Origin of the sequence: Streptococcus orisratti DSM 15617 (genome assembly GCF_000380105.1) — a bacterium.
Lineage (GTDB): Bacteria > Bacillota > Bacilli > Lactobacillales > Streptococcaceae > Streptococcus > Streptococcus orisratti.
In genome coordinates, this window is record NZ_KB904515.1 from 57,183 (window position 1) to 68,450 (window position 11,268).

Consider the following 11,268-nt stretch of genomic DNA (forward strand, 5'->3'; position numbering starts at 1 on the left):
GAGAGGTTATGTTCAAAAAAGAAAAGACCAAGTCGTTAATAGCCTTGATATTAGGTTTATTATTAGTTTTTGGGATTTATGTAAATTATCGTAATCTGGTTTTGTCTCCCAACCAACGTAAGATTGGTGTAACTTATATGACTATGAACAATGCCTTTTACAAGGTCGTTAATGCGGAGGTTGAGAAAGTTGCAGACAGCAAAGGGGATATTCTTTACACTAGAGATCCAGCCTTGAGTGTGGAGAAACAATGCCAACAAGTGGAAACATTTATCAGTAAAAAAGTGGATGCCATCATCATTAATCCTGTGGATAGTACTAGTAAGCAAATTGTATCTGTTTTAAAGAAAGCCCATAAAAAAGGAATCAAGATAATTGTTGTTGATAGTCAATTAGAGGATGATTCAGTTGCAGATACGACAGTTGTCTCTGATAATTACAATGCTGGGGTTCTCGATGCACAACAGATGATGGCAACAGTTTCTCAAGCTGATATTTTATTGCTGGAGCATTCGGAAACCTTATCAGCTGTTGATAGGATTAAGGGGTTTATGGACACTATCTCTGGACATGATGCCTATCGCATTGTCGCGCGACGAGAGTCTTTTGGTCAGACGGAAAGAGCTATGCCAGTAGTTGAAGGGGTTATTGAAAGAGAAAATTATTTTGATGTGGTTATGGCTCTCAACGATCAAAGCGCTTTAGGAGCACTAGCAGCCATCAAAGAAAAGAACCTTTCCCGAAAAATCTACATTTATGGCGTGGATGGCTCGCCAGACATGAAAAATTTCCTAAATACGACTAATGACGTTGAAGCCACGGTTGCACAATCTCCAATCGCGATGGGGGAAAAAGCTATTACGACCACCTATCAACTTTTAGAAGGTAAAAAAGTGGATAGGCTTATCACCATCCCAGTAAGCTTGATTACCAAGGAAAATATCAGCGATTATGATGTAACGGGGTGGCAATGATGGCTCATTTAAAAACAATTCGCTATCTGCGTCAGGTACTCCTTTTAATCAATTTTGTAGCCGTTGTTTACAATGCTTCGCTATATCTTTTTGCAACCAAATACATCACTGAAAAAGGTCTTAGTCACTCATTGTTGGAAAATCTGACAGCCCTACCAACACAACCGATTGTCGTTTTTTGGACTTCTATTGGTTCATTTGCCTTGCTTTTATTGGTTATGCAAATTAAGAACGGTTTGTCTCGTGAGCGGCAATCGTTGATGGACTGGCTACTGGTATTAGAGATTTTTCTCCTGTTGACTACTTTCATTGCTTTACAGTCATCCTATAATGGATTAATTTTGCTGGTATTTATAGATATTTTTTACAGCTACACAGATTTTTACACCTTGCAACAGCGACGTAGCTGGCTAGCTTTCATTATTCTCAGTTTCGGCGCATTGTTGATTTCTAATTATGATATTTTATCCTTGGTTGTTGAAATCCCTTCCTTGGATACTTATTTAGATTTCTTTCCAGAGTCAATTCGTTTTATGACCCTTTTTGTTAAAAATCTTTTGGCATCCTTAAATATCGTTGTTTTTATCAGCTCTCTTATTACTTATACCATGTATTCTGTTTCTGAGAACCATAAGATTGAGGAAGAGTTACGGATGGCAGCACAAGCTAACCGAGAAATGAATAATTATATTGCAGTAACTGAAAAGATTGCTGAGGATAGAGAGCGAAAGCGTATCGCAAGAGAAATCCATGATACCTTGGGACACGCTCTGACAGGGATTTCGGCAGGAATTGATGCAGTCATGGTATTGGTTGATTTAGATCCTAACCGAGCCAAAGAGCAACTCAAGAATATCTCTAATGTAGTGCGTGAAGGTATCCGTGATGTTAGGCGGTCGCTGGAAAAATTGCGCCCAGGTGCTCTGGAAGGAAGAAGTCTGAAAGATGCTTTGGAAAAAATGGTAGCTGATTATCAAGAATTATCACGTCTAACCATTTCCTTTGCCTATGATTGGGGAGATGTTGATTTGGACGCCACAAAGGAAGACATTATTTTCCGCGTGATTCAGGAATCCATTACCAATTCGCTTCGCCATGGTCATGCAAGGCAGGTCACAATCAAGATGGTCAGTGATTCCTGTTATCGCTTGATTATTCAGGATGATGGGATTGGTTTTGACGACTTGCATTATGGCTATGGGCTGACTCAAATGCGCGAACGTCTATCTATTATTGGAGGAAAAGCTGAATTTTACAATGATCATGGATTTAAAACAGTAGTTTCTATTCCAAAAGCTAAGGGGGAAGAAGAATGATAAAAGTGTTGATAGCAGACGATCAAGCTCTAATTCGAGAGTCCTTACAAATTGTCCTGTCTGCTCACGATGATATTGAAGTGGTTGCTGCTGTTGGTGATGGGCTAGAAGTTATTGAGGCCTTAAAAAATTGTCATCCTGATGTTATTTTAATGGATATCCGCATGCCAAAGATGGATGGTGTTCTCTGCACAAAGCAAGTAAAAGAACAATATCCAGATATTAAAATTATCATCCTAACCACCTTTGATGATGACGATTTTATCTTTAGCGCCCTAAAATACGGAGCTTCGGGATATATGCTTAAAGGAGTGTCAACCGATGAACTCCATCAGGCTATCATTACGGTTAGCAGTGGTGGTGCCATGATCAACCCTGATATTGCGACTAAGGTCTTTAAAATTTTCTCCCGTATGGCTCAGTCAAATTTTGCCATTCAGGTAGAAGAAAATAACGTTGATGATTTATCCAAGGTTGAGTGGCGGATTATACAGCAAATCGGATTTGGCTTGTCTAACAAGGAAATCGCTAGCAAGCTCTTTTTGTCTGAAGGAACTGTTAGAAATTATCTGTCAAACATTTTATCCAAACTGAGCCTGAGAGACCGTACTCAGCTAGCAATCTGGGCAGTGCAAACTGGTGTGACAACCCAAGATTTCGGTGATGGTCATGATTAAGATGTTGAAAATTTGGACGAAGAAAAGACTCATTATCCTTCTTGTTTGTTTAGTTGTTGTTTTATCTGCCTTCTTGATCTATCATCAAAAGGTAAAAAAGATTGAACTGCACTTAGGAATTTATTCGGGAAGCAGCTGGGGAGTTCCAAATGGTAACGATTATCAAGTTATTGACCAGGTGATTGCTGAGTTTGAAAAGAAGCACCCTAATGTCACAGTAACCTATGAGAGCGGCATTTCCAAGGATGATTATTCTACTTGGCTTTCAGACGCTATCATTAATGGTGAACAACCTGACATTTTCATCTTACCTGAAAATGACTTTAATCTTTTGGCTTCAACGGGCTCTCTTAAAAAATTAGACAGTTTTATTCAGTCCGACTTAAAGGTATCTGATTTTTACAACTCTGCTTATCAAGCAGGACGCTATGGAAATGTTCAATACGCCCTTCCTTATGAAAGTAATCCAACCATGATGTGTATCAATAAGGATTTGTTAGAAAAAGAAGGTATTACAATTCCAAGTTCGGGTTGGACTCTGGCTGAATTTTACGATATTTGCCAACAAGTAACCAAGGATACCAATGGTGATGGAATACTTGATCAATACGGTTTGACAGGATACACTTGGCAACAAGCTTTAGCGGCCTATGGTGTACAACTTTTTGATGAATATGGGACCAAGACCTACTTGAACACGGAGAAAGTCAAGTCTGCCTTGGGAGTTTGGAGCAAGTTGAATGCCTTAACTGGAAATTACCAAGTTAGCACAGAAGATTTCGATGAGGGTAGGGTGGCTTTCTTGCCCATGACTTTAGCTCAGTATCGTACCTACAAACCTTATCCTTATCATGTGGCCAAATATTCTTCTTTTGCTTGGACTTGCGTACAAATGCCAGCGGCTAAGTCAAGTATCAATGCCACTCAAGTCAGCACCTCTCTTTATGGCATTTCGGTCAAAACCCAAAATGCCAAATTGTCGTGGGAATTTCTTAAGCTCCTGACAGATAATGAAGCTACTCAACAAATGCTTTTTGAAACTTCACAGGGAACTTCTGTGCTCAAGAAAATCATGAAAAATACTGAGACTAAGGATATTTTGAAAAATGATGATTTTGGCTCAACAGCCTTGAGTGCAGATACCTTAGATTCTATGATGACAAATGCCAATATCCAACCGAAATTTAAAAAATATAATTCCGTCTTGGAAAAGGTGGACTACCTCATTACCCAGTCTTTGAAAAATAAGACGATAGATAGTGATTTAGCGGATATTCAACACCAAATTGAAGATCAATTGAAATAAAAATAAGACGAAACAGGGAAGTTGTTGAAGGTTATCTAGACTTTTGATTTTAGGGGACTTCTCTTCTCTAATTGTAGTCCTTCTTTGTTCTTCTCATTTTGATAGATTTTCAAAACTACCACTGTTCTGTCATCATCTTTTACAAAAGACAAGCTTCTGGATTTTTCTTTCAGTTGCTTGTCTTTTTTTGTTCAAAGTTGACATTTGTCACATTTTAGATGACATTTATCCTTCTATCAAGGTGACATTTTACAATTATAAAGCGTTTCCAAATACTTTACAATAAGTGTGAATAAAGGAGGAGAGAGCATGAAGTATTTAGTACTGGTCAGCCATGGCGGCTTTGCAGAAGGGTTGAAAACTTCTCTTGCCATGTTTGCTGGCGACAAGATGGACCAAGTCATTGCAGTTGGCTTGCAAAATGGGAAATCGGTTGATGATTTTGCGGTTGATTTCAAGGCTGCGATGGCACCATTGAAAGAAGATGATAGCGTTGTTGTTTTGGCAGACATCGTTGGCGGAAGTCCACTAACAACAGCATGTGGTGTTCTCGAAGAACTCGGCAAATTGGACACAGCAGTTGTTCTGGGAGGTATGAACTTACCAATGGCTTTAACATCTGTTGTGATGAAGGATGCCTTAGAAGGAGCTGACTTTGTAGCTGCTGTATTACCAGAAGCACAAGCTGCTCTTCAAGAATTTAAGGTCACATCAGATGATGCTGACGATGAAGATGACGATATTTAATAGGGCTAAAGCTCTGCTATTTTACAAAAAAGGAGATATATAATGGTAGTTTCATTTGTACGTATTGACGATCGTATGATTCACGGTCAAACCGTTACGCGCTGGGCAAAGGAATACCCATGTGATGGTCTTATTGCTGTCAATGATGCGGCAGCTAAGAACAAAGTTTTGACACAGGCTTACAAAGGTGCTTCTGATAAGAAAACTTTTGTTTGGTCAGTTGACGCTTTTGGTCAAAAATCACAAAAAGTTTTGGATTCAGATACCCGTTACTTCGTTATCACAAAAAATCCAATTGACATGAAGAAACTCTTGGTTGATCAAGGTTTTGTACCAAGTGATGTCAAGGAAATTATCGTCGGTCCAGCTAATGACCGTCCAGGAGCTGTTAAACTTGGGAACAATCAATCCATTACTCAGGAAGAAGCAGATGCTATTGAAGCCATCGAAAAAGCTGGCTACAAAGTGAAATTCCAACTTCTGCCAGATGTCTCAATTGGTTACTGGTCGGACTTCAAATCTAAATTTGGTTATTAATCTTTATCGTTAGTAAAGATTTAATGTTCTTTGTATCTTAATAATTGAACACGGGCTAAAAGTATCGAGAAAAAGATAGCCATGCCTTATGCGCAAAGCGCATGGCGTTAGGCTCCTATTTTCTTCTCACTTTCTCAATGCCCTTTGTATCTTAGTAATTGAACACGAGCTAAAATCCTAGTAAAAAAGATAAACTTCCTTGTATCTTAACGACACAGCATCAGTTTTCTATTTTTATACGGATTTATTAACGCTCTTTGTATCTTAGTATAGGAGATGTATTATGACAATTTCTTGGCTTCAAGCAGCCTTGCTAGGCTTATTTGCTTGTTTATCTTCAATGCCTGGTCTTGGTGGTACCTCGATTGGTAACTACACATTGGGTCGTCCCTTAGTTGGTGGTTTGGTCTGTGGTCTTATCTTAGGTGATGTTAAAACGGGTATCATCTGTGGGGTTGCCATGCAATTAGTTTACATTGCTCTTGTAACACCAGGAGGTACTGTTTCAGCAGACGTTCGTGCCGTATCTTATATTGGTATTCCTCTTGCAATGGTTGCTATTCATTCACAAGGTCTCTCAGCTGGTTCAGCTGATGCTGCTAACTTGGCTAAATCAATGGGGACTCTTGTTGGTACTGTTGGTACTGTTCTTTTCTACGGTACTGCAACAATGAACCTTGTTTGGCAACATATCGGCTGGAAAGCTGTTGAAAAAGGAAACTTCAAACAACTTTACAAAGTTGACTGGCTCTATCCATGGGTTTCTCACATCGTTTTCTCATTCATTCCGACGCTAATTATGTGTAAACTCGGTGCAACTGCTGTTACTGCTATGAAAGATGCCCTCCCAATGGATGGTATCCCAATGAAAACCCTCTTCACGGTAGGTGCTTTGCTTCCATGTGTAGGGATTGCAATCCTGTTGAAGCAAATTGTTGATAAAGTAACTGACTTTATCCCATTCTTTGTTGGTTTCACTTTGGCTGCTTCACTTGGTTTGAACCTCGTGTCATGTGCAGTAATCTCATTGATCTTTGCAGTATTGTTCTATGAACTTGAAATGGCTAAAAATGTGAGAGCTACGGCTGTTGCAGCTGGTGACGATTTTGATGACGATGATGAGGAGGATATCTAAGATGGCACAAAAGAAAATTACAAAGAAAACCCTAATGAAATCTTTCCATCATTGGTACTATGGTAACTTGACTTGCTTCTCTCAAGAACACATGCAAACTTTTGGTTACCTGACATCAATGTTGCCAATTGTGGAAGAATTGTACGATAAAAAAGAAGACCAAGCACGTTCGATGCAAACTTATACAGCTTTCTTCAATACAGAACCTCAACTTGGTGCTCTGATTGTTGGTATCACAGCAGGTCTTGAAGAAGCGCGTGCTAATGGATCAGAAGAAGTCGATGACGAAACCATCAATGGTCTTCGTGCAGGTTTGATGGGACCTGTTGCTGGTATTGGTGATTCTCTCGTTGTTGGTACTTTGATTCCAGTTATTTTGGGTATTGCTCTTGGTTTGTCAACTGGTGGTTCACCAATCGGTGCTATCTTCTACATCATCGTCTGGAACCTCTTGGCTTACTTTGGTATGAAATTTGCCTACTTCAAGGGTTATGAATTGGGTGACAAGGCTGTTGAATTCCTTGTTGGTGCTCAAGGCCAAGCCATTCGTAAAGCCGTTTCAATCGTCGGTGGTATGGTTGTCGGTGGTGTTGCTGCAACATGGGTTTCAGTTAAAACATCTTTCCAATTAGGCAGTGCTAAACACCCTTACTTGGTCCTCCAAGATAAGTTAGATGCCGTTTATCCAGGCCTTTTGACAGCGATCTTCATCGTCTTTTGCTGGTGGTTAATGGCTAAGAAAAACATTTCTCCAATCAAAGTAATGCTTCTTTTGGTAGTTATTGCCCTTGTTGGTGTACTTGTTGGCTTCTTCAACCCAGGTTTGTCTTACTAAATTTAAAGAGGAAAAAGAAATGACAGAACAAGAACTTATTCGGGGATATGAAACTGAAATAAAATATCAAAAGCATATGATCGATAATCTTGGGAGATGGTTCAGTTTATTCTTCATCGTAGCAAGTGTCGGCGTTGTGCTAACCTACTTCTTCAAATCTAACAGACAAATGGCTTTTATCCTTGGACTTGTTCTAATTGTCCTTGGCATTTTAGGTATGCTTCTCTTTGGCTATGGTATTTACAAGGGGAAAAAGAATGTCACAAAAGTAATTGATGATTTTGAAACTAAACTCCACCTCTATAAAAACTAAACTCAAACACCTGACAGTTAACCTTTCAATGTCAGGTGTTTCTTTGTTTCAAAATTTTCAGAAATTTCACAAACAATCTTGACAAGGTGTAAAAATAAGAGTATAGTTAAAGTAACCGAAAACGAAGGAGATAGTGGTATGCTAATGCAAGCGCCAGCAAGTCGTCAAAAATTGAATCGTTACTATTACTTTAGTTTCTTTAGATAGACGTTTGTAGCCACTAGGATGCAAACGTCAGAGCTGTTTGTATCTATGAAGCTGAAGCATTTTACTGTTGGATAGCCGATTAGATGATAGGAAAATCTAAGGGGCGAGACTGTAAATGTATTTAGATAAATGCAGTAAGTAAACCGGCTAGATTTTCAGAAGTCTAGTCGGTTTTATTTCGTTAAGGAAATGAATTTAAAAGTAGAAGAGGAGACTACTATGAAAAAATTATTGAAAAGTGCCCTAATTTTAGGTGCCGCTAGTTTACTTTTGATTGGCTGTGCGTCAAAAAAAGACAGTACAGCTTCAAGCGATGCCAAACATATTGGAATTTTACAATATGTAGAGCATGAGTCCCTGACAGCTGCCCGCAAAGGGTTTGTAGCTGAGTTAAAAAAATTAGGCTACAAAGATGGCGATAATATCGTAATTGATTATGAGAACGCCCAAGGTGATCAATCTAATTTGCAGACCATTTCTGAAAGCTTGGTCAAAGATAATGATTTGGTTCTTGGTATTGCAACCCCAGCTGCGCAGAGTTTGGTTGCGGCTTCAAGTGATGTTCCGATTCTATTTACGGCAGTAACAGATCCAGTATCTGCAAAGTTGGTTAAATCTATGGAAAAACCTGGAGGTAATGCCACAGGAACTAGTGATATGTCACCAATTGACAAGCAGGTTGAATTACTCCAAAAAGTTATGCCAGATGTGAAGAAGGTTGGAATTATGTACACTACCAGTGAACGTAATTCAGAAGTTCAGGTGGAGGAAGCTAAGAAAGCCTTCAAAAAGGCTGGCATTGAAACATTGGTAAAGGGGATCTCCTCAACCAATGATGTTCAAGATACTGCTAAAAGTTTGATGAATCAAACAGAAGTGCTCTTTATCCCAACGGACAACACCATCGTAAGTTCTATCACTCTCATCACCGACCTGTCTAAAGAAATGAAGATTCCAGTTGTGGGTGGTTCTGCAGACGTTGTTGAAAAAGGTGTGCTCTTCTCTTACGGGGCTGATTATGAAGAACTTGGTCGCCAAACAGCGGATCTAGCAGTCAAAATCTTAAAGGGTAAAGAACCAAATCAAGTGGCTGCGGAGTACCCGAAGGCTTTGAAAGTTGTTGTTAACGAAGATATGGCGAAAACATTAGGAATTGATGTTAGCGGAATTAAGGAAGAATAAAAGAGATAACTAATTTACAGTTTAGAGGAAATAAATGATAGATATTGTATTATCAAGCATTTCACAAGGCTTGTTATGGTCGATTATGGCCATTGGTGTATTTTTAACATTTCGTATTTTGGACATTGCGGACCTGTCAGCAGAAGGCTCTTTTCCTATGGGAGCAGCGGTATGTGCTCTCTTGATTGTCAATGGATACCATCCTATTGTGGCCACCTTGGGTGGTATGGCAGGTGGCATGTTAGCTGGAGTGGTTTCAGGCTTTATGCATACTAAGATGAAAATTCCAGCACTCTTGACTGGTATCATCACCCTAACGGGGCTTTACTCGGTCAATTTGCTCATTCTTGGACGATCTAATGTGTCTCTTTCAGGAGAAACAACTCTGGTCACCTTATTGACAGATAGCGGTCTGACTAAGACAAGTGCAGTGCTTGTTATTGGTGCTGTTTTCGTAGCCTTAGTTGTCCTATCTTTAGTAGTTTTGCTTAATACACAGTTGGGTCTTGCACTCCGCGCAACGGGAGATAATTTAGAGATGGGAGAAGCCAATGGGATTAAAGTGGATCGGATGAAAATTTTAGGCTATATGCTATCCAACGGTTTAATTGCACTTTCAGGAGCTCTTTTGGCCCAAAATAATGGCTATGCAGACCTTAATATGGGGGTTGGAACCATTGTTATCGGACTTGCCTCAATTATCTTGGCGGAAGTGATTATCAAATACCTACCATTAGGCAAACGTCTTTTATCTATTGTCCTGGGTGCTGTACTTTATCGCCTTATCATTGTTATCATCTTAGCTATGAATGTGGATGCACAAATGATTAAATTGGTATCAGCTATCCTACTTGCTGTGATTCTATATATCCCAGAAATTCGTAATTTCCTAAATATCAAACCATCTAAAAATCTAAGTATGAGAGGTGACAAGTAGTGGCTTTGCTGACATTATCAAACATTCATAAAACCTTTGAAAAAGGAACAGTTAATGAGAACCATGTTTTGTGCGGTTTGAATTTGGAAATTGAGCAAGGTGATTTTATCTCCGTCATTGGTGGGAACGGTGCTGGGAAGTCAACTCTAATGAACTCAATCGCAGGTGTTCTGAAAATTGATGAGGGAGATATTATCTTGGAAGGACAGTCAATCAAGAACCTCTCTGTTGATGTACGCTCAAAAGATATCAGTCGTGTTTTTCAGGATCCCCGCATGGGAACGGCTACCAATCTTTCTATTGAGGAAAATATGGCGATTGCTTACCGACGTGGTAAGAAGCGCAGCATTTTCAAAAAATCAATCACTGAGTCAGAACGTCAGATTTTCAAAGAAGCCTTGACCGAGCTGGGCTTAGGACTAGAAGGGCGCATGAAAACAGATGCTAATTTTCTTTCAGGTGGTCAGCGCCAAGCTTTAACTCTAGCTATGGCGACCTTGGTTCGTCCCAAAATACTCTTACTTGATGAGCATACAGCAGCCCTTGATCCTAAAACCAGTGACATGGTCATGGGCTTGACCAAGAAAGTAGTTGAAGAACAAAAACTCACCACCCTTATGATTACCCACAACATGGAACACGCCATTGAATACGGTAATCGTCTGGTTATGCTCTATCACGGGAAAATTGTCGTGGACATCAAAGGCGAAGAAAAGAGAAATCTCACTGTTGCGCAGCTTATGGACCTCTTCCATAAAAATAGTGGACAAGTGCTAAATGATGATGCTCTGGTGTTAGGATAAAAAATAAAACTTTCCCCACTTGTCAAGTCAAGTGCAACAAGTTCATTGATAACTAGAGTTCCAGAGGTTAAGCTGTTTGGGCTAGCCCAAACAAAATATTTGCGGTTTTATACTTGTGAAGTCGTCTAGGTCTGTCATTGATAGCAGAGACGTAGTGATTGAGTTCTTCTGTCGTTAGTGAGTTAAGAGAGACACCTTTTGGGAGAAACTCTCTCAAGAGACCATTGAAATTTTCATTTGTTCCTCTTTCATGAGAAGCATAAGGATGGGCAAAATAGACTTCCACACCTTTTAAGTCT

At 39.5% G+C, this 11,268-nt stretch carries 13 protein-coding genes; 12 read left to right on the forward strand and 1 reads right to left on the reverse strand.

Annotated features, from left to right (window positions below):
* Nucleotides 1–8: 8 nt before the first annotated feature.
* From A3I7_RS0111125 to A3I7_RS0111180, 12 genes are all read left to right on the forward strand, one after another.
* Entirely contained in the window at nucleotides 9–974 is a 966-nt protein-coding gene (locus A3I7_RS0111125; protein ID WP_018376826.1) for a sugar ABC transporter substrate-binding protein, read from the forward strand.
* Nucleotides 971–2,290 (forward strand): sensor histidine kinase, encoded by a 1,320-nt coding sequence (locus A3I7_RS0111130; protein WP_018376827.1) that lies wholly within the window; start codon nucleotides 971–973, stop codon nucleotides 2,288–2,290. Before A3I7_RS0111125 ends, A3I7_RS0111130 begins: the two co-directional genes overlap by 4 nt.
* Nucleotides 2,287–2,967 (forward strand): response regulator transcription factor, encoded by a 681-nt coding sequence (locus A3I7_RS0111135; RefSeq protein WP_018376828.1) that lies wholly within the window; start codon nucleotides 2,287–2,289, stop codon nucleotides 2,965–2,967. The genes A3I7_RS0111130 and A3I7_RS0111135 overlap by 4 nt, the downstream gene beginning before the upstream one ends.
* A 1-nt stretch (nucleotide 2,968) precedes the next feature.
* A complete protein-coding gene (locus A3I7_RS0111140; protein ID WP_026217240.1) occupies nucleotides 2,969–4,273 on the forward strand; it encodes an ABC transporter substrate-binding protein in 1,305 nt (434 codons plus the stop codon).
* Nucleotides 4,274–4,582: 309 nt separating this feature from the next.
* On the forward strand, nucleotides 4,583–5,020 hold the full coding sequence (locus A3I7_RS0111145; protein ID WP_018376830.1) for a PTS sugar transporter subunit IIA: 438 nt from the start codon (nucleotides 4,583–4,585) through the stop codon (nucleotides 5,018–5,020).
* 42 nt (nucleotides 5,021–5,062) lie between these two features.
* A complete protein-coding gene (locus A3I7_RS0111150; RefSeq protein ID WP_018364173.1) occupies nucleotides 5,063–5,557 on the forward strand; it encodes a PTS sugar transporter subunit IIB in 495 nt (164 codons plus the stop codon).
* Between the two features lie 283 nt (nucleotides 5,558–5,840).
* Entirely contained in the window at nucleotides 5,841–6,692 is an 852-nt protein-coding gene (locus A3I7_RS0111155; protein WP_018376831.1) for a PTS mannose/fructose/sorbose/N-acetylgalactosamine transporter subunit IIC, read from the forward strand.
* Between the two features lies 1 nt (nucleotide 6,693).
* Nucleotides 6,694–7,527 carry a PTS system mannose/fructose/sorbose family transporter subunit IID gene (locus tag A3I7_RS0111160; protein WP_018376832.1) on the forward strand — a complete coding sequence of 278 codons (834 nt, stop codon included), beginning with the start codon at nucleotides 6,694–6,696 and terminating at the stop codon, nucleotides 7,525–7,527.
* Nucleotides 7,528–7,546: 19 nt separating this feature from the next.
* Nucleotides 7,547–7,840, forward strand: a complete 294-nt coding sequence (locus tag A3I7_RS0111165) for a DUF202 domain-containing protein (protein WP_018376833.1) — start codon at nucleotides 7,547–7,549, stop codon at nucleotides 7,838–7,840.
* A 426-nt stretch (nucleotides 7,841–8,266) separates the two neighbouring features.
* Nucleotides 8,267–9,229, forward strand: a complete 963-nt coding sequence (locus A3I7_RS0111170; RefSeq protein ID WP_026217241.1) for an ABC transporter substrate-binding protein — start codon at nucleotides 8,267–8,269, stop codon at nucleotides 9,227–9,229.
* Nucleotides 9,230–9,263: 34 nt separating this feature from the next.
* The gene (locus tag A3I7_RS0111175) at nucleotides 9,264–10,166 is read left to right on the forward strand and encodes an ABC transporter permease (RefSeq protein WP_026217242.1); all 903 of its coding nucleotides are present in this window, start codon (nucleotides 9,264–9,266) and stop codon (nucleotides 10,164–10,166) included.
* Nucleotides 10,166–10,969 (forward strand): ABC transporter ATP-binding protein, encoded by an 804-nt coding sequence (locus A3I7_RS0111180; RefSeq protein WP_018376834.1) that lies wholly within the window; start codon nucleotides 10,166–10,168, stop codon nucleotides 10,967–10,969. Before A3I7_RS0111175 ends, A3I7_RS0111180 begins: the two co-directional genes overlap by 1 nt.
* A gap of 67 nt (nucleotides 10,970–11,036) precedes the next feature.
* Here A3I7_RS0111180 and A3I7_RS0111185 read toward each other — a convergent pair.
* On the reverse strand, nucleotides 11,037–11,268 hold a 232-nt coding region (locus A3I7_RS0111185; protein ID WP_018375495.1), incomplete at its 5' end, for an IS30 family transposase.

Excerpts from the sequence above, each read along its gene's own strand:
- A3I7_RS0111125 (WP_018376826.1), top strand. The coding sequence starts at position 9 with ATGTTCAAAAAAGAAAAGACCAAGTCGTTAATAGCCTTGATATTAGGT.
- A3I7_RS0111130 (WP_018376827.1), top strand. The coding sequence starts at position 971 with ATGATGGCTCATTTAAAAACAATTCGCTATCTGCGTCAGGTACTCCTT.
- A3I7_RS0111135 (WP_018376828.1), top strand. The coding sequence starts at position 2,287 with ATGATAAAAGTGTTGATAGCAGACGATCAAGCTCTAATTCGAGAGTCC.
- A3I7_RS0111140 (WP_026217240.1), top strand. The coding sequence starts at position 2,969 with ATGTTGAAAATTTGGACGAAGAAAAGACTCATTATCCTTCTTGTTTGT.
- A3I7_RS0111145 (WP_018376830.1), top strand. The coding sequence starts at position 4,583 with ATGAAGTATTTAGTACTGGTCAGCCATGGCGGCTTTGCAGAAGGGTTG.
- A3I7_RS0111150 (WP_018364173.1), top strand. The coding sequence starts at position 5,063 with ATGGTAGTTTCATTTGTACGTATTGACGATCGTATGATTCACGGTCAA.
- A3I7_RS0111155 (WP_018376831.1), top strand. The coding sequence starts at position 5,841 with ATGACAATTTCTTGGCTTCAAGCAGCCTTGCTAGGCTTATTTGCTTGT.
- A3I7_RS0111160 (WP_018376832.1), top strand. The coding sequence starts at position 6,694 with ATGGCACAAAAGAAAATTACAAAGAAAACCCTAATGAAATCTTTCCAT.
- A3I7_RS0111165 (WP_018376833.1), top strand. The coding sequence starts at position 7,547 with ATGACAGAACAAGAACTTATTCGGGGATATGAAACTGAAATAAAATAT.
- A3I7_RS0111170 (WP_026217241.1), top strand. The coding sequence starts at position 8,267 with ATGAAAAAATTATTGAAAAGTGCCCTAATTTTAGGTGCCGCTAGTTTA.
- A3I7_RS0111175 (WP_026217242.1), top strand. The coding sequence starts at position 9,264 with ATGATAGATATTGTATTATCAAGCATTTCACAAGGCTTGTTATGGTCG.